The sequence below is a fragment of the Delftia sp. DLF01 genome, from assembly GCF_014852125.1.
GTDB classification, from domain to species: domain Bacteria; phylum Pseudomonadota; class Gammaproteobacteria; order Burkholderiales; family Burkholderiaceae_C; genus Comamonas; species Comamonas acidovorans.
In genome coordinates this window covers 22,497-39,309 of sequence record NZ_JACVAZ010000001.1, presented here as the reverse complement: position 1 = coordinate 39,309, position 16,813 = coordinate 22,497, and the positions used below count along the sequence as shown (strand labels likewise).

General features: G+C 62.8%; 16 protein-coding genes and 1 tRNA gene. 9 read left to right on the top strand and 8 right to left on the bottom strand.

Annotation, left to right across the window (positions count from 1 at the left end; translation table 11 throughout):
• The first annotated feature begins 18 nt into the window (after window positions 1-18).
• Window positions 19-708: an RNA pyrophosphohydrolase gene (locus IB269_RS00190; protein WP_013800822.1), complete on the top strand. Its 690-nt coding sequence runs from the start codon at window positions 19-21 to the stop codon at window positions 706-708.
• Window positions 709-774: 66 nt separating this feature from the next.
• Here the strand turns inward: IB269_RS00190 and proB are convergent, their stop codons facing one another.
• The 4 genes from proB to rplU form a co-directional block, all read right to left on the bottom strand.
• Window positions 775-1,923, bottom strand: a complete 1,149-nt coding sequence (proB, locus tag IB269_RS00185; RefSeq protein WP_012207281.1) for a glutamate 5-kinase — start codon at window positions 1,921-1,923, stop codon at window positions 775-777.
• Window positions 1,924-2,006: 83 nt separating this feature from the next.
• Complete coding sequence (gene cgtA, locus IB269_RS00180; RefSeq protein WP_012207282.1) at window positions 2,007-3,122, bottom strand: Obg family GTPase CgtA; 1,116 nt, start codon at window positions 3,120-3,122, stop codon at window positions 2,007-2,009.
• Between the two features lie 149 nt (window positions 3,123-3,271).
• The gene (gene rpmA / locus IB269_RS00175) at window positions 3,272-3,529 is read right to left on the bottom strand and encodes a 50S ribosomal protein L27 (protein WP_012207283.1); all 258 of its coding nucleotides are present in this window, start codon (window positions 3,527-3,529) and stop codon (window positions 3,272-3,274) included.
• Window positions 3,530-3,544: 15 nt separating this feature from the next.
• Window positions 3,545-3,856 carry a 50S ribosomal protein L21 gene (rplU, locus tag IB269_RS00170; RefSeq protein WP_012207284.1) on the bottom strand — a complete coding sequence of 104 codons (312 nt, stop codon included), beginning with the start codon at window positions 3,854-3,856 and terminating at the stop codon, window positions 3,545-3,547.
• Window positions 3,857-4,086: 230 nt separating this feature from the next.
• Here rplU and IB269_RS00165 point away from each other — a divergent pair, with 230 nt between their 5' ends.
• The 8 genes from IB269_RS00165 to IB269_RS00130 all read left to right on the top strand — a co-directional run bounded on the left by IB269_RS00165 (window position 4,087) and on the right by IB269_RS00130 (window position 10,900).
• The gene (locus IB269_RS00165; protein WP_065345746.1) at window positions 4,087-5,016 is read left to right on the top strand and encodes a polyprenyl synthetase family protein; all 930 of its coding nucleotides are present in this window, start codon (window positions 4,087-4,089) and stop codon (window positions 5,014-5,016) included.
• A gap of 33 nt (window positions 5,017-5,049) precedes the next feature.
• Window positions 5,050-5,126 (top strand) — tRNA-Pro (locus IB269_RS00160).
• 130 nt (window positions 5,127-5,256) lie between these two features.
• Window positions 5,257-6,999 (top strand): type IV-A pilus assembly ATPase PilB, encoded by a 1,743-nt coding sequence (gene pilB / locus IB269_RS00155; RefSeq protein ID WP_065345745.1) that lies wholly within the window; start codon window positions 5,257-5,259, stop codon window positions 6,997-6,999.
• Window positions 7,000-7,037: 38 nt separating this feature from the next.
• On the top strand, window positions 7,038-8,255 hold the full coding sequence (locus IB269_RS00150) for a type II secretion system F family protein (protein ID WP_192366151.1): 1,218 nt from the start codon (window positions 7,038-7,040) through the stop codon (window positions 8,253-8,255).
• Entirely contained in the window at window positions 8,255-9,142 is an 888-nt protein-coding gene (locus IB269_RS00145) for a prepilin peptidase (RefSeq protein WP_192366150.1), read from the top strand. Before IB269_RS00150 ends, IB269_RS00145 begins: the two co-directional genes overlap by 1 nt.
• A 14-nt stretch (window positions 9,143-9,156) precedes the next feature.
• Window positions 9,157-9,801 (top strand): dephospho-CoA kinase, encoded by a 645-nt coding sequence (gene coaE, locus IB269_RS00140; RefSeq protein WP_192366149.1) that lies wholly within the window; start codon window positions 9,157-9,159, stop codon window positions 9,799-9,801.
• An 89-nt stretch (window positions 9,802-9,890) separates the two neighbouring features.
• On the top strand, window positions 9,891-10,646 hold the full coding sequence (gene zapD / locus IB269_RS00135; RefSeq protein WP_012207290.1) for a cell division protein ZapD: 756 nt from the start codon (window positions 9,891-9,893) through the stop codon (window positions 10,644-10,646).
• Window positions 10,647-10,663: 17 nt separating this feature from the next.
• Window positions 10,664-10,900 (top strand): DNA gyrase inhibitor YacG, encoded by a 237-nt coding sequence (locus IB269_RS00130; RefSeq protein WP_123691054.1) that lies wholly within the window; start codon window positions 10,664-10,666, stop codon window positions 10,898-10,900.
• Between the two features lie 10 nt (window positions 10,901-10,910).
• Here IB269_RS00130 and IB269_RS00125 read toward each other — a convergent pair whose 3' ends face one another.
• The 4 genes from IB269_RS00125 to secA form a co-directional block, all read right to left on the bottom strand.
• Complete coding sequence (locus IB269_RS00125) at window positions 10,911-11,429, bottom strand: (deoxy)nucleoside triphosphate pyrophosphohydrolase (protein WP_192366148.1); 519 nt, start codon at window positions 11,427-11,429, stop codon at window positions 10,911-10,913.
• A 50-nt stretch (window positions 11,430-11,479) separates the two neighbouring features.
• Window positions 11,480-12,436 carry an ATP-binding protein gene (locus tag IB269_RS00120; protein WP_192366147.1) on the bottom strand — a complete coding sequence of 319 codons (957 nt, stop codon included), beginning with the start codon at window positions 12,434-12,436 and terminating at the stop codon, window positions 11,480-11,482.
• Between the two features lie 165 nt (window positions 12,437-12,601).
• Complete coding sequence (gene argJ / locus IB269_RS00115; RefSeq protein WP_180318877.1) at window positions 12,602-13,834, bottom strand: bifunctional glutamate N-acetyltransferase/amino-acid acetyltransferase ArgJ; 1,233 nt, start codon at window positions 13,832-13,834, stop codon at window positions 12,602-12,604.
• 149 nt (window positions 13,835-13,983) lie between these two features.
• Window positions 13,984-16,731, bottom strand: coding sequence for a preprotein translocase subunit SecA (secA, locus tag IB269_RS00110; protein WP_192366146.1), 2,748 nt, complete (start codon window positions 16,729-16,731; stop codon window positions 13,984-13,986).
• Window positions 16,732-16,813 lie beyond the last annotated feature (82 nt).

The following is a 16,813-nucleotide window of genomic DNA, read 5'->3' as shown; positions in this document are numbered from 1 at the left end:
GAAAATTGGGGTTCGATTATGCTTGACCGGGACGGATTTCGCCCGAACGTCGGCATCATCCTGCTCAACCAAAAGAACCAGGTGTTCTGGGGCAAGCGCATCCGCACCCACAGCTGGCAGTTTCCACAGGGCGGCATTGACCGGGGGGAGACACCCGAACAGGCCATGTTCCGGGAACTGCATGAGGAAGTGGGGTTGATGCCCAACCACGTTCGCGTGGTCGCCCGCACCCGGGACTGGTTGCGCTACGAGGTGCCAGACCGGTACATCCGCCGCGATGCGCGCGGACACTACAAAGGCCAGAAGCAGATCTGGTATTTGCTGCAACTCATGGGTCACGACTGGGATTTGAACCTGCGTGCCACGGACCACCCCGAATTCGACGCCTGGCGCTGGAATGACTACTGGGTGCCACTGGATGTGGTGGTGGAGTTCAAACGCGGCGTCTACGAGATGGCCCTGACCGAGCTGGCACGCTTTCTGCCACGCGGCGAGCAGCAGCGCAACCGCTATCTTCGCAGCGGCATGCGCCCCAGGGAAGCCCATGAAACAGGCCCCGAAACCTATGGTGCCCCAGGCTTGCATCCGGCGCGCTCAGGCAGCTTTCGCGTCAATCCCGGCATGGAGTTGCCGCCTGGTGCCTGCTTCGACCCTGATCCACAGTCAGGGCAGCAGCAGATCTTGCACCCCGATCCAGGCAAGGCCTGAAGCCAAAGGCTCCATGCAAAAGCGCACCCGAGGGTGCGCTTTTTCTTTGCCCCGATTGCGCAGGCATCAGTGCCCGGCAATCACCATGTTGTCGCGGTGCACCATCTCCGGGCCTGCGGAATAGCCCAGCAGGCGCTCGATCTCCACCGAGCTCTTACGACAAAGCAGGCGCGCCTCGGCACTGGCATAGTTGGCCAGACCACGCGCCACCTCGATGCCCAGCGCATCACGCACGGCAATCACATCGCCGCGGGCGAATTCACCATCCACATTCACCATGCCGATGGGCAGCAGGCTCTTGCCTTCGTCGCGCAGCTTGGCCACGGCGCCGGCATCCACGGACACGGAGCCGCGCAGCTGCAGATGGTCGGCAATCCACTGCTTGCGCGCCTGGTTCTTGTGGGTCTGCGCCACGAGCAGCGTGCCAATGGACTCGCCCGCAGCCAGACGCACCAGCACGTCCTGTTCACGGCCCCAGGCGATGACGGTTGAAGCACCCGACCCCGCCGCACGCTTGGCTGCGAGGATCTTGGTGATCATCCCACCCTTGCCGATGGACGAGCCCGCACCGCCCGCCATCTCCTCCAGTGCAGGATCGCCGGCATTTGCCACGTCGATGAAACGCGCATCGGGATTGCTGCGCGGATCGGCGCTGTAAAGGCCTCGCTGATCGGTCAGGATGACCAGGGCATCGGCTTCGATCAGGTTGGCCACCAAAGCACCCAGGGTGTCGTTGTCGCCGAACTTGATCTCATCGTTGACCACGGTGTCGTTCTCGTTGATCACCGGCACGATGCCCAGCTCCAGCAGCGTCAGCAAGGTGTTGCGCGCATTCAGATAGCGCTCGCGGTCCGCCAGGTCGGCATGCGTGAGTAGCACCTGGGCACTGCCCATGCCCTGCTCGCGCAGCTTGGACTCGTACATCTGTATCAGCCCCATCTGGCCCACGGCTGCAGCGGCCTGCAGCTCATGGATCTCCTTGGGCCGCGCGGCCCAGCCAAGGCGCTTCATGCCTTCAGCCACCGCGCCGCTGGAGACCATGATCACCTCGCGCCGCTGACCGCCATGGCTCTCATCCCCGCGCACCAGGGCCGCCAACTGGCGGCTCCACTCCTGGATGGCGGCTTCATCAAGACCGCGACCTTCATTGGTCACCAGGCTGGAGCCGACCTTGACCACGATGCGATGGGCATCACGCAACAAGTTGGAAGACATGGATGGATAGTGATTCTTGCAGCGCAGGCCCAGGCAGGCCGCGCCGCTGTTGTGTTCAAGGCGATGGGAGCGGCAGGCGGCTCTTACTCGGAATCGCGGGGAGCAAAACGCGGATCGGTGAGATCCACGCCATCACCCTCGACTTCGACGAAGCGCGGATCGATTTCCTTGGGACCGGCCTCAATCTGCTGCTGCTCATGCACATGTTTGTAGATGGTGCGGATCAGCACTTCACAGCCTTCGCGCGTCAGGGCGGAAATCTCGAAGACCGGACCCTTCCACTTGAAACGCTTGACGAAGTCCTTGACGCGTGCGGCGCGCTCCTCGGCCGGCACCATGTCCAGCTTGTTGAGCACCAGCCAGCGAGGCTTGTTGTACAGCTCGGCATCGTACTTCTGCAGCTCGCCCACGATGGCCTTGGCCTGGGCCACGGGATCCACGCTGTCATCAAACGGCGCCAGGTCCACTACATGCAGCAGCAATCGGGTGCGCTGCAGATGGCGCAGGAACTGGTGACCCAGGCCCGCACCTTCCGAGGCGCCTTCGATCAGGCCAGGGATGTCGGCCACCACAAAGCTCTGCTCGGCAGCGACGCGCACCACGCCCAAATTGGGATGCAGCGTGGTGAACGGGTAGTCGGCAATCTTGGGACGCGCATTGGAGACCGCGGCAATGAAGGTGGACTTGCCCGCATTGGGCATGCCCAGCAGGCCCACGTCGGCCAGCACCTTGAGCTCCAGCTTGAGGTTCTTACGCTCGCCAGGCCAGCCCGGTGTCTTTTGCCGAGGCGCGCGGTTGATCGCGCTCTTGAAACGCAGGTTGCCGTAGCCGCCGTCGCCCCCCTTGGCAATGGTGACCACCTCACCGGCCGTCAGCAGTTCGTAGAGCACCTCGCCGGTTTCGGCATCGCTGATGATGGTGCCAACCGGCATGCGCAGCGTGATGTCGTTGCCCGCTGCGCCGAACATGTCCGAGCCCTTGCCATGCTCGCCGCGCGTGGCATCGTGCCGGCGCGAGAAGCGGTAGTCCACCAGGGTGTTGAGGTTGACATCGGCCACCGCGTAGACATGGCCGCCACGGCCACCGTCTCCACCATCGGGACCGCCAAATTCCTTGTATTTTTCGTGCCGGAATGACACGCAGCCATTGCCGCCGTCACCGGCGGAAATGTCGATATAAGCTTCGTCGACGAACTTCATGAGGCATCCAGTTTACAAAAAGCAGTGTGCACCAGACAGCCCCAGGCCACACCTCAGAGACGGAAAAGAGGGCGAAGGCACGATGCACAACCCTCCTGAAACGACAAAGCCCCGACAGGTCGGGGCTTCGAGCGTCGAAGTGACAGGGCTTAGGCAGCCGTCACATTGACCGTGTGCTTGGACAGTGCACCCTTGACAGCAAACGACACGTGGCCGTCCACCAGAGCGTACAGGGTGTGGTCCTTGCCCACGCCGACGTTGTCGCCGGGATGGAACTTGGTGCCACGTTGGCGCACGATGATCGAGCCGGCCGTGATCAGTTCACCACCGAAAGCCTTCACGCCGAGCATTTTGGGCTTGGAATCGCGCCCGTTTCGCGTAGAGCCGCCGCCTTTTTTCTGTGCCATGACTCAGCTCCTGAATTAAGCAGCGATCGCCACGATCTGCAGCTCTGTGAACTGCTGGCGATGGCCTTGGCGCTTCTGATAATGCTTACGACGGCGCATCTTGAAGATGTGCACTTTGTCGTGCTTGCCGTGAGCAACCACGGTTGCCTTGACAGACGCACCGGACACCAGAGGTGTACCGACCTTGATTTCAGCGCCGTTGCCGACTGCCAGAACCTGATCGATCACAACTTCTTGGCCTACGTCCGCAGCAATCTGTTCTACCTTGATCTTTTCGCCGGCTGCAACGCGATACTGCTTGCCGCCGGTTTTTATGACTGCGTACATTTAAACCTCTTGAATTTGAGAGTTCCGCGAACGAATTTCCACGGAAGCCGGAGATTCTAGCACGCACTCACATTCTTTGCATGAAGCGCTCCCACCCCGCGCCCAAACAACCATCAGGGCGGGCCGCAGGCGGGATCGCTCTTCCTATAATTGCCGATCCACTTGGCGGCCACAGTACCTTGACCACAGCTCTCTCCACCCCCAATCCGCTTGCCCTGATCACTGACGACATGCGCGAGGTGGATCATGTGATCGCCCAGCGCCTGACGACCACCGTCCCGCTGATTGCCCAGATCTCCCAGTACATCATTGCTGCCGGCGGCAAGCGCCTTCGCCCGGCCTTGCTGCTCATGGTCTGCAATGCGCTAGGCTACGAAGGCAGGGACAGGCATGTCCTGGCGGCCGTGGTCGAGCTGATTCATACCGCCACCCTGCTGCACGACGACGTGGTGGACGAGTCCACCCTGCGCCGTGGCCGCCCGACGGCCAACGAGACCTTCGGCAATCCGGCCAGCGTGCTGGTCGGGGACTTCCTGCACTCGCGCTCCTTCCAGATGATGGTGGAAGTGGGCAGCATGCGTGTGCTCAAGATTCTCTCGGACGCTACCAACGTGATCGCCGAGGGCGAGGTGCAGCAGCTCATCAACACGCACGACGCCTCGCTGGACGAAGCCGGCTACCTACACGTCATCCGCTCCAAGACCGCCCAGTTGTTCGAGGCCAGCGCGCAGCTGGGCGCCGTGCTGGCTGACGCCCCCCGCGAGATCGAACAGGCCTGCGCCATCTATGGACAGGCCCTGGGCACCGCCTTCCAGATCATTGACGACGTGCTCGACTACACAGGCGACACCCAGGAAATGGGCAAGAACCTGGGCGACGACCTGCGCGAAGGCAAGTGCACCCTGCCGCTGATTGCCGCCATGCAGCGCGGCACTCCGGAGCAGGCTGCCATCGTGCGCAACGCCATCGAGCAGGGCTCAACCGAGCAGTTGTCTGCCGTGGTGGATATCGTGCGCAGCACAGGCGCGCTGGATGTGGCACGCGAAGCCGCCCACGCCGAGGCACGCCGCGCCATCGACGCAATAAATGTGCTCCCGAGCAATTTGCATAGGGCAAGTTTGCTACAATTAGCCTCTCAGCTTTTGGAGCGACGCACCTGATTTCAGGCTGCATTGCTTTGTCTACAAAAGCAACGGGGTGTAGCTTAGCCTGGTAGAGCGCTACGTTCGGGACGTAGAGGCCGGAGGTTCGAATCCTCTCACCCCGACCATTTCTGGTCACTTCATTACCATGCCACCATTGAGCCAGGTTCAAGACCTGGGTGCGCAACAGTGCGTCTGGCCTTTCAAGCCTTCAGGGATGATAGGATAAATGTCCTTTCCTCTCAAACGTCTTGCTACATGGCTGTTGCTGACTCCTCGCTCAAGAATGCTTCCGCTGTTGCATCGCTTCCCGGCATCGGGCGAGCCCTGATATCAGCAGGCAAGGTATCGCAGCAGGCAGCGGAAGCCGCCGCCAGCAAGGCCGGCGCCAACCGCACCTCGTTCATTGCCGAGTTGAGCAACGCGGGCATCCTCTCGGCCCTGGAAGTGGCCGAGACGGTCTCCACCATGTTCAGCGCGCCGCTGCTCGATCTTGATGCCGTCAACGCCGCGCGCCTGCCGCATGAGTTGCTGGACGCCAAGATCATCAGCTCCTATCGCGTCCTCCCCTTGAGCAAGCGCGGCAACCGCATCACGGTGGCCACGGCCGACCCGACACAACAGGAAGCTGCAGAGCAGATCAAGTTCACCACCCAGCTAGGCGTGGATTGGATCATCGTCGAGGCCGACAAGCTGGAACGCCTGATAGCTCAGCAGAGCAAAAGCGCCAGCGAAACCATGGAGAGCTACAGCGGGGGCGGCGATTTCGAGTTCGGCGACCTCAAGCCCGACGAGGTTGCCGAGGAGAAGGACAACACGGCGGCAACGGACGTCGAGGACGCGCCCATCGTCAAGTTCCTGCACAAAATGCTGCTCGACGCCTTCAACATGCGCGCGTCGGACCTGCATTTCGAGCCCTACGAACATCAGTACCGCGTGCGCTTCCGGATTGACGGTGAGTTGCGTGAGATTGCATCCCCCCCCATTGCAATCAAGGAGAAGCTGGCCTCGCGCATCAAGGTGATCTCGCGCATGGACATCTCGGAAAAGCGGGTTCCGCAAGACGGGCGCATGAAGCTCAAGGTGGGTCCGGACCGCGTCATCGACTTTCGCGTGAGCACCCTGCCCACGCTCTTCGGCGAGAAGATCGTGATCCGTATCCTTGACCCGAGCTCGGCCAAGATGGGCATTGATGCCCTGGGCTACGAACCCGAGGAAAAGGCTCGCCTGATTGAAGCCATCGGGCGCCCCTACGGAATGATTCTGGTGACAGGCCCCACCGGCTCGGGCAAGACGGTGTCGCTGTACACCTGCCTGAACATGCTGAACAAGGCCGGGGTGAACATCGCGACGGCAGAAGACCCCTCGGAAATCAACCTGCCCGGCGTCAACCAGGTCAATGTAAACGAAAAGGCGGGCCTTACCTTTGCGACGGCGCTCAAGGCCTTTCTGCGCCAGGATCCCGACATCATCATGGTCGGTGAAATCCGCGACCTGGAAACCGCCGACATCTCGATCAAGGCCGCGCAGACCGGCCACTTGGTGCTGTCCACGCTGCACACCAACGACGCACCGACCACGTTGACGCGCATGCGCAACATGGGCATTGCCCCCTTCAACATCGCATCGAGCGTGATCCTGATCACCGCCCAGCGGCTGGCCAGGCGCCTGTGCCCCCAGTGCAAGGAGCCTGCGGATATCCCGCGGGAGGCACTGCTGGAGGCGGGCTATGACGAGGCGGACATCGATGGCAGCTGGGTCACCTACAAGCCCGTGGGCTGCCAGGCATGCAACAACGGCTACAAGGGACGCGTCGGCATCTACCAGGTGATGCCGATCAGCGAAGAAATCCAGCGCATCATCCTGCAGGACGGCAGCGCACTGGAGATCGCGGCACAGGCCAAGCGTGAAGGCGTGCGGTCTCTGCGCGGATCCGGACTGCACAAGGCCAGACTAGGACTGACCTCGCTCGAAGAAGTGCTGGCAGTCACCAATGAGTAAATAGCGCGGACAGCGCAGACAACAAAAGAGGGAGCACGATGGCCACAGCCGCGTCCAAGGGAATCAAGGACTTTGTCTTCGAGTGGGAAGGCAAGGATCGCAACGGCAAGATCATTCGAGGCGAAACCCGGGCCGGAGGCATCAATCAGGTCCAGGCCATGCTGCGCCGCCAGGGCGTGCTCCCCAGCAAGATCAAGAAACGCCGCACACGCGGCGGCAAGAGGATCAAGCCCAAGGACATTGCACTGTTCACTCGCCAGATGGCAACGATGATGAAGGCGGGCGTCCCGCTGCTTCAGGCCTTCGACATTGTCGGACGGGGCAACACCAACCCCAGCGTGACGCGCCTTCTGGCCGATATTCGCGCCGACGTGGAGACCGGCACCTCGCTGAACGCGGCCTATCGCAAGCACCCCATGTACTTCGATAGCCTCTACTGCAATCTGGTGGAGGCGGGCGAAGCGGCCGGTATCCTGGAAGCCCTGCTGGACCGCCTGGCCACGTACATGGAGAAGACCGAGGCCATCAAGTCCAAGATCAAATCGGCGCTGATGTACCCGATCTCGGTCATCGTCGTGGCCTTCATCGTCGTGACCATCATCATGATTTTCGTGATCCCGGCCTTCAAGGAAGTGTTCAGTTCGTTCGGCGCTGACCTGCCGGCGCCGACGCTGCTCGTGATGGGCATCAGCGATGTCTTTGTCCAATGGTGGTGGTTGATCTTCGGCGTGATTGGCGGCGGCCTCTACTTCTTCATGCAGGCCTGGAAGCGCAACGAGCGCATGCAGCAATTCATGGACCGCACGCTGCTGAAGGTGCCGGTCTTTGGCGTGCTGATCGAGAAATCCTGCGTCGCACGCTGGACGCGCACGCTGTCGACCATGTTTGCCGCGGGCGTCCCATTGGTCGAGGCACTGGATTCTGTCGGCGGCGCATCCGGCAATGCCGTGTATGCCAATGCCACGGAAAAGATCCAGCAGGAAGTCTCCACCGGCACCAGCCTCACCGTGGCCATGACCAATGCCAACGTCTTTCCCTCCATGGTCCTGCAGATGTGCGCCATCGGCGAGGAATCCGGCTCCATCGACCACATGCTTGGCAAGGCGGCCGATTTCTACGAAGAGGAAGTCGATGACATGGTGGCAGGCCTGTCCAGCCTGATGGAACCCATCATCATCGTCTTCCTGGGCACCCTGATCGGCGGCATCGTGGTTTCCATGTACCTGCCCATCTTCAAGCTGGGCCAGGTGGTTTGATGCCCTTGGATCCCTGGATGCAGGCCGCGTTGGGCGGCCTGCTTGGCCTGCTGGTGGGCAGCTTTCTCAACGTGGTGGTGCACAGGCTGCCACGCATGATGGAACAGCAATGGAACGCGGAATGCGCCCAATGGGCACAGGAGCAATCCGGCGCCGCGCCTCCCTCTGCTGCTGCGACTGCCCCTGCCGAGGCTCCCCTGAGCCTGAGCCGCCCCCGCTCGCGCTGCCCGCATTGCGGCCATGCCATCCACTGGTACGAGAACATTCCCGTGCTCAGCTATCTGGCGCTGCGGGGCCGGTGCTCGGAATGCAAGGCATCGATCAGCATCCGCTACCCGCTGGTGGAACTGGCCTGCGCCGCGCTATTCGCCTACTGCACGATGCAATGGGGCATCACGCCCACGGGCGGCATCTGGTGCCTGTTCAGCGCCGCCTTGCTGAGCCTGGCGCTGATCGACTGGGATACCACACTGCTCCCCGACGACATCACCCTGCCCTTGCTGTGGGCCGGGCTGCTTTCATCGGCACTGCACTGGACCGCCGTGCCTCTGGCCGACGCGGTCTGGGGTGCCGCAGCGGGCTATCTTTCGCTGTGGCTGGTCTACTGGGCCTTCAAGCTGGTCACCGGCAAGGAAGGCATGGGCTACGGCGACTTCAAGCTGTTTGCCGCGCTGGGGGCCTGGTTCGGCTGGCAGGCTCTTGTGCCCATCATCCTGATCTCGTCCGTGATTGGCGCCATCGTGGGCATTGCGCTGAAGATCAACAGCCGCCTGCGCGAAGGTGGCTATGTTCCCTTTGGCCCCTTTCTTGCGGGAGCCGGCTTTGCCGCCATGGTGTTCGGACCCCAGCAGATGCTGCAATCCCTGTTGGCGGCCATCGGTCTTTGATCCGACACTGCGGCATGGAATCCAGCAACGCCCCGCCACCACGTCCGCACCCGCGCCCTTTCCGGCTGGGCCTGACCGGCGGCATCGGCAGCGGCAAGAGCACCGTGGCCGCACAGCTTGCCTTGCGCGGAGCAAGCATCATCGATGCCGACCAGATCTCGCGCAGCCTCACCGCCCCGGCAGGTGCCGCATTGCCCGAGATTGCGCGCAGCTTCGGACCTGAACTGATCGATGCGAACGGTGCTCTGGACCGTGCGCGCATGCGCGAACTGGTCTTCCAGCAGCCTGCCGCACGCCAGCAGTTGGAAGCCATCATCCATCCTCTGGTGGCTCGGCAAACGGCCCTTGAAGTGCAGCAGGCCACCGATGCCGGATGCGCGCTCATCGTGCATGACATCCCGCTGCTTGTGGAGTCCGGCCGCTGGCCTGCCCTGCTCGATGCCGTGCTGGTCGTGGACTGCCGGACGGAAACACAGATCGCACGCGTCATGGCCCGCAACGAATTGCCCCGCGATGCCGTGCAAGCCATCATCGCCGCCCAGGCCACCCGCGCGGCACGGCTGGCGGCAGCCGACTGGGTGATCTACAACGACGAAGCCATGACGATAGAGGCTTTGCACGCATGCACCGATCGAATCTCGGCATGGTTCGGGCTATGATGCACGCCATGGCTTGGCCTGTGCGTGTAATTCAGCATGTGCACGACGTAGACAGCTGATTCCTGAGCACCCCGAGGAGCCCAGCAAGCGTGATCCTGTACGAATATCCCTTCAATGAGCGCCTGAGGACCTACCTCAGGCTGGAGCAGCTGTATCGCCGCCTGGGCGAGCTGCTGTCGCGCGCTCATTCCATCGATCACCATTTCGCGCTGGTCACCATCTTCGAGATCATGGACGTGGCAGCACGCACCGACCTGAAGACGGACGTGCTCAAGGACCTCGAACGCCACAAAAGCCTGCTCGACAGCCTGCGCGGCAACCCCGATATCGCCGAGCACATGCTCGACCAGGTGTCCCGCCATGTGGAGCAGTGCTTTGCCCAGCTCAATGCCCAGAACGGAAAGGCCGGCCAGTCCCTGACCGACAACGAATGGCTGATGGCCGTGCGCAGCCGCATCGGCATCCCTGGCGGCACCTGCGGTTTCGATTTGCCGGCCTATCACGCCTGGCAGTTCCATGATCCCCAGGTGCGACTGCGTGATCTGGAGGACTGGGCCAGCACACTGACCCCGCTGGGTCAGTCGCTGCAGCTGCTGCTCAAGATGCTGCGCGAAACCGGCGTGCCGCAATGGGTGGCCGCAGAAAAGGGCGTGTTCCAGCAGGCCATGCCGCCCGGTCGCAGCTTTCAGCTGCTGCGCCTTCGCATAGACCCGGCATTGAATCTTGTTCCGGAAATCAGCGGCAATCGCCTGCTGGTTTCAGTGCGCCTGCTTCGCCCCGAGAGCGGCGCCAAACCCCAGCCTTGCAGCGAAGATGCCTCGTTCGAGGTCACGCTTTGCAGCTGATGGAAAAGACTGCCGGCATGTCCACGAAAGCCACGCCCTCTGTCGATGCATCATCCGCATCCGCAGGGCCCACGGTGCGCTGCCCAACCTGCAGCGGTCCCAGCCTGTTCGCGCCGGCCAACCGCTTTCGGCCCTTTTGCAGCGAGCGCTGCTACCAGATCGACCTCGGGGCCTGGGCCAACGAGGAATTCCGCGTGCCTGCGCCCATGCCTCCCGAGGATTCGCCCTTCGGCGATCCTCGTACTGAACCCTGATCAGGCCTGATCAGACTTTCGGTTGGCCTGCCTCGTAGAAGCCGGCATCAAAAGGCAGCCCGCGTTCCTCGCTGAGCCATTGCAGCACCGGATAGGCGCCAGGCAGCACTGGCTGCACCTGCAGCGGAAGTTGCTGCCAGGCCATCTGCTGGCCTTCTCGCATCTCGAACTCCCCGCTCCAACGCGTGATCTTGCACCAGTGCAGGCGCACCAGGGCATGCGGATAGTCATGCTCGGTCACCTTCCAGACGGGGGCTGCTGCGATCTCGACGCCCAGCTCTTCCTGAAGCTCGCGACGCAATGCCTGCTCCACGGTCTCGCCGGCTTCAATCTTCCCACCAGGGAACTCCCAATAGCCGGCATAGGGCTTGCCCGGCGGCCGGCTGGTGATCAGCAGCGCACCATCGGACTCGCGCAGGAGCACGCCAACGGCGACTTCTGTGTGCTTGCGCTGGGCCGGCGCTTGAGACGGCGTTTGAGACTGGGCAGCATCGGCGCCGGTGTTCAGGGAGATTTCTTTTTCAGTCACTTGATCTTTCGCAAAAAACCGCCCGACCCCAAGGCCAGGCAGCAGGCTTGTCAGAGTTCGGCCTCTTCGGCCAGCCCTTGGACATCGGCGATGCCGGTCTGGCGCTGGTTCGGGCGCTCGGCGCGGCCCGCATAGTCACGGGCGAACTGATGGGCCACACGGCCGCTGCGCGAGCCACGCTCCAGCGCCCAGACCAGGGCCTCAGGACGCGCGGCCTCGATCGTGGCATGGTCCAGTCCCAGGGCCTCCAGCCATTGCGCCACCACGCGCAGGTACTCGTCCTGGCTGAAGGGATAGAAGCTCACCCACAGGCCGAAGCGCTCGGACAGCGAGATCTTTTCCTCAATCACCTCGCCGGGATGCAGCTCGCCATTCTCGCCGCGCTGGTAGGTCAGATTCTCGGACTGGTACTCCGGCAGCAGGTGGCGGCGATTGCTGGTCGCATAGACCAGCACGTTCGGGCTGGCGGCGCTGACCGATCCATCCAGAATGGACTTCAGGGCCTTGTAGCCAGGCTCGCCTTCCTCAAAGCTCAGGTCGTCGCAATAGATGATGAACTTCTCGGGCCGGCCGGCCACCACATCGACGATGTCGGGCAGGTCGGTCAGATCGGCCTTGTCCACCTCGATCAGGCGCAGGCCCTGCGACGCAAAGGCATGCAGGCAGGCACGGATCAGCGAGGATTTGCCCGTGCCGCGCGCGCCGGTGAGCAGCACGTTGTTGGCCGTGCGGCCGGTCACGAACTGCTCGGTGTTGCGCGCGATCTTGTCCTTTTGCACATCGATGTTCTGCAGGTCGGACAGTTGCATGGCGCCGACGTGGCGCACGGGCTCCAGCAAACCGCAGCCGTTGGCGCGCTTGCGATAGCGCCAGGCGATGGCGGTATTCCAGTCTGCAGGGGATTGCAGCGGCTGGGGCAGGATGGCCTCGATGCGCTGCATCAGCTGCTCGGCGCGCTGCACCAATTGCAGCAAAGGGGCGGCGACGGCTTCTGTGGGCAATGTCATGGATGTCTCTCGAATACGGATCTCACGGCCACCGACGCTGGATATGCCCGGGAATCGAGATGGATCTCATGCCAACGCCAGAGCTTTTGCGCGCCGGCCGCCATTGAAAGCTGGCAGCAGCCAGGCACAAGGCCTGCGGCTGCCGGCGGCACGGTGGGTGGAGAGTCAGGAGCGGTAGTCGGCGTTGATGCTCACGTAGTCGTGGCTCAGATCGCAGGTCCACACGGTCTGCTCGGCCTCCCCTCGGCCCAGTAGCACGCGCACGATGATCTCCTGCTGCTTCATCACGCGCTGGCCGTCTTCCTCCTGATAGGCAGGGTTGCGGCCGCCATTGACTGCGACATGCACATCGTTCAGGTACAGGTCGATCTTGGTCTGGTCCAGATCGTCGATGCTAGCATAGCCAACCGCCGCGAGGATGCGGCCCAGGTTCGGGTCGCTGGCAAAGAACGCCGTCTTGACCAGGGGCGAATGCGCGATGGAGTAGGCCACAAGGCGGCACTCGGCCTCGGTCTTGCCACCTTCCACCTTGACGGTGATGAACTTGGTGGCACCTTCGCCATCGCGCACGATGGCCTGGGCCAGCAAACGCGACACATCCAGCAATGCAGCCTTCAGGGCCTGGCCTTCGGCGCTGGTCAGCGAAGTGATCTGCGCATTGCCGGCCTTGTGCGTGGCCACCAGCACAAAGGAATCGTTGGTCGATGTGTCGCCGTCGATGGTCACGCGGTTGAACGAGCCGTCGGCCAGTTCCTTGACCAGGGGCTGCAGCAGCTCGGGAGCGATGGCCGCATCGGTGGCCAGAAAGCCCAGCATGGTCGCCATGTTGGGGCGGATCATGCCCGCGCCCTTGCTGATGCCGGTGATGCTCACGCGCTTGCCGCCAATGTCCACGGCCCGGCTGAAGGCCTTGGGCAGGGTGTCGGTGGTCATGATGCCCTCGGCAGCCGTGCCCCAGTTGTCGGCCTTGGCTGCAGCAATGGCGGCCGGCAGGCCGGCTGCAATGCGGTCCACAGGCAGCTCTTCCATGATCACGCCAGTGGAGAACGGCAGGATCTGCTCGGGCTTGAGCTGCAGCAGCGCTGCCAGATCTGCGCAGGTACGGCGCGCACGTGCCAGGCCGTCGGCGCCGGTGCCTGCATTGGCATTGCCTGTGTTGATGACCATGGCACGGATGGCGCCCGCTGTCTGAACCAGATGCTCGCGGCTGACCTGCACAGGCGCTGCGCAGAAACGGTTCTGTGTGAACACGCCAGCCACCGAAGCGCCCTCGTCGAGCAGGAACACGGACAGGTCCTTGCGGTTGGCCTTGCGCACACCGGCTTCGGTGACGCCGATGCGAACGCCGTCGATCGCCAACAGGTCGGCGTGCACGGGAGCGGAGAGATTCACAGGCATTGAGGGCTTCCTACAGTGAAAGAAAAACGCGCTCCATTATCGGAACAAACCGGAGCGGCACGTATTTCATCGACCTTAAAAAAGAAAACGGCACGGAGTGCATCCGTGCCGTTTTCCGTGTCTTGCGGTGTCTTACGACGCCCGCCGCATCACGACAGCTTGCCGTGGCACTGCTTGTACTTCTTGCCGCTGCCGCAGGGGCAGGGATCATTGCGGCCCACGCGAGCGCCTTCGGGCAGCTCCAGCGGCTCGTCCTCGACGGAGCCACCGATGTCGCCATCCGACGGAGCGCCATAGGTCATGTGCTCCAGGCTGTGGGCGCTGCGCTGCTCCAGGGCCTCGGTGGCCTGCTCCACCTGTTCGCGCGACTGCACCTGCACGGTCATCAGCACGCGCGTGACTTCGGTCTTGACCTGGTCGATGAGCTGGCGGAACAGCTCGAAGGCTTCGCGCTTGTATTCCTGCTTGGGCTGCTTTTGCGCATAGCCGCGCAGGTGGATGCCCTGGCGCAGATAGTCGAGCGCAGACAGGTGGTCACGCCAGTTGGTGTCGAAGCTTTGCAGCAGAACGGCGCGCTGGAATTGCGTGAAGTTCTCGCGGCCGATCAGCTCGACCTTGGCATCGAATACTTCGCGGGCGGCCTGCAGCACCTTTTCGAGGATTTCCTCGTCGGTGATGGCGTGCGCGGACTGCACCTGCGACTGCAGCGGCAGCTGGATGCGCCATTCGCTTTCCAGCGCCTTTTCCAGACCGGCCAGATCCCACTGCTCTTCCATGGACTCGGCAGGAACGTACTGGCGCACCAGATCGGACACCACGTCGTCGCGCATCACCGTGATCATCTCGTACAGGTCCGAGGCGTCGAGGATCTCGTTGCGCTGCTGGTAGATCACCTTGCGCTGGTCGTTGGACACGTCGTCGTATTCGAGCAGCTGCTTGCGGATGTCGAAGTTGCGGGCCTCGACCTTGCGCTGAGCGCCTTCGATGGAGCGGGTCACGATGCCGGCCTCGATGGCTTCGCCATCGGGCATCTTCAGGCGGTCCATGATGGCACGCACACGGTCGCCCGCGAAGATGCGCATCAGCGCATCGTCCAGGCTCAGGTAAAAGCGCGAGGAGCCGGGATCGCCCTGGCGGCCCGAACGGCCACGCAGCTGGTTGTCGATACGACGCGATTCATGGCGCTCGGTGGCGATGATGCGCAGGCCACCCAGGGCCGAGACCTTGTCGTGCTCGATCTTCCAGTCGGCGCGCATTTGTTCGATGCGCTGCTGGCGTTCGGCTTCGGACAGGGATTCATCGGCCTCGACAGCAGCCACCTGCTTTTCGATGTTGCCGCCCAGCACGATGTCGGTGCCGCGGCCGGCCATGTTGGTGGCGATGGTGATCATGCCGGGACGGCCGGCCTGGGCCACGATGTCGGCCTCGCGCTCGTGCTGCTTGGCGTTGAGCACCTGATGGGGCAGGTTTTCCTTGTTGAGCAGCTCGTCGATGATTTCGGAGTTCTCAATCGAAGTCGTGCCCACCAGCACGGGCTGGCCGCGCTCATGGCATTCACGGATATCGCGGATCGCCGCCTCGTACTTCTCGCGTGTGGTCTTGTAGACACGGTCGAGCTGGTCGTCGCGCTTGCTGGGACGGTTGGGCGGAATCACCATGGTCTCGAGACCATAGATTTCCTGGAATTCGTAGGCCTCGGTATCGGCCGTGCCCGTCATGCCTGCCAGCTTGCCGTAGAGACGGAAGTAGTTCTGGAAGGTGATCGAGGCCATGGTCTGGTTCTCGGCCTGGATGGTCACGCCTTCCTTGGCCTCAACCGCCTGGTGCAGGCCATCGCTCCAGCGCCGGCCTGCCATCAGGCGGCCCGTGAACTCGTCAACGATGACGATCTCGCCGTTCTGCACCACATAGTGCTGGTCACGGTGGTAGAGGTTGTTGGCACGCAGCGCCGCGTAGAGATGGTGGACCAGGGTGATGTTGGCCGGGTCGTACAGCGAGGCGCCCTCGGCAATCATGCCGGCGTGGCCCAGCAGGCGCTCTGCAGCCTCGTAGCCCTGGTCGGTCAGGAACACCTGGTGGCTCTTCTCGTCCACGGTGAAGTCGCCGGGCTTGGTCACGCCCTCGCCGGTGCGCGGGTCGGCCTCGCCTTCCTGGCGCACCAGGTTGGGAACGATCTTGTTCATGGCCATGTACATGGCCGTGTGGTCTTCGGCTTGGCCGCTGATGATCAGCGGCGTGCGGGCCTCATCGATCAGGATGGAGTCCACCTCGTCGACGATGGCGTAGTTGAGCACGCGCTGAACGCGGTCGCTCGACTCGTAGACCATGTTGTCGCGCAGGTAGTCGAAGCCGTATTCGTTGTTCGTGCCGTAGGTGATGTCGCTGTTGTAGGCGGCCTGCTTTTCCTCGCGCGGCATGTTGGGCAGGTTGATGCCCACCGACAGTCCGAGGAAGTTGTACAGCTTGGCCATCCAGGTCGCATCGCGATTGGCCAGATAGTCGTTCACGGTCACCACGTGCACGCCATTGCCCGACAGTGCGTTCAGGTAGACCGGCAGCGTGGCGGTCAGCGTCTTGCCTTCGCCGGTGCGCATTTCGGCGATCTTGCCGTAGTGCAGCGCCATGCCGCCCAGCAGCTGAACGTCGAAGTGGCGCATCTTCATGACGCGCTTGGAGCCCTCGCGCACCACGGCGAAGGCTTCGGGCAGCAGGTCGTCCAGCGACTCGCCCTTGGCCACACGTTCCTTGAACTCCTGCGTCTTTGCACGCAGAGCCTCGTCGCTGAGCTTCTCGTAGTCGGGCTCCATCGCATTGATGCGAACAACCGTCTTGCGGTATTGCTTGAGAAGCCGATCGTTTCGGCTGCCGAATAGTTTGGTGAGGAAGTTGGTGGCCATGCGAAAAAGACACACCGCCGCCCGCTGAAGCGGACTGCGGTGTGCCTGGAATCCCTAGATTGTTGGATTTCAGATGGGGCCG

Bases quoted from the DNA above. Each gene is read 5' to 3' on its own strand.
- IB269_RS00190 (WP_013800822.1), top strand. From the start codon at position 19: ATGCTTGACCGGGACGGATTTCGCCCGAACGTCGGCATCATCCTGCTC.
- rplU (WP_012207284.1), bottom strand. From the start codon at position 3,856: ATGTACGCAGTCATAAAAACCGGCGGCAAGCAGTATCGCGTTGCAGCC.
- IB269_RS00145 (WP_192366150.1), top strand. From the start codon at position 8,255: ATGCCCTTGGATCCCTGGATGCAGGCCGCGTTGGGCGGCCTGCTTGGC.
- pilB (WP_065345745.1), top strand. From the start codon at position 5,257: ATGGCTGTTGCTGACTCCTCGCTCAAGAATGCTTCCGCTGTTGCATCG.
- IB269_RS00120 (WP_192366147.1), bottom strand. From the start codon at position 12,436: ATGACATTGCCCACAGAAGCCGTCGCCGCCCCTTTGCTGCAATTGGTG.
- secA (WP_192366146.1), bottom strand. From the start codon at position 16,731: ATGGCCACCAACTTCCTCACCAAACTATTCGGCAGCCGAAACGATCGG.
- cgtA (WP_012207282.1), bottom strand. From the start codon at position 3,122: ATGAAGTTCGTCGACGAAGCTTATATCGACATTTCCGCCGGTGACGGC.
- IB269_RS00130 (WP_123691054.1), top strand. From the start codon at position 10,664: ATGTCCACGAAAGCCACGCCCTCTGTCGATGCATCATCCGCATCCGCA.
- proB (WP_012207281.1), bottom strand. From the start codon at position 1,923: ATGTCTTCCAACTTGTTGCGTGATGCCCATCGCATCGTGGTCAAGGTC.
- rpmA (WP_012207283.1), bottom strand. From the start codon at position 3,529: ATGGCACAGAAAAAAGGCGGCGGCTCTACGCGAAACGGGCGCGATTCC.
- IB269_RS00150 (WP_192366151.1), top strand. From the start codon at position 7,038: ATGGCCACAGCCGCGTCCAAGGGAATCAAGGACTTTGTCTTCGAGTGG.
- IB269_RS00165 (WP_065345746.1), top strand. From the start codon at position 4,087: ATGCGCGAGGTGGATCATGTGATCGCCCAGCGCCTGACGACCACCGTC.
- argJ (WP_180318877.1), bottom strand. From the start codon at position 13,834: ATGCCTGTGAATCTCTCCGCTCCCGTGCACGCCGACCTGTTGGCGATC.
- coaE (WP_192366149.1), top strand. From the start codon at position 9,157: ATGGAATCCAGCAACGCCCCGCCACCACGTCCGCACCCGCGCCCTTTC.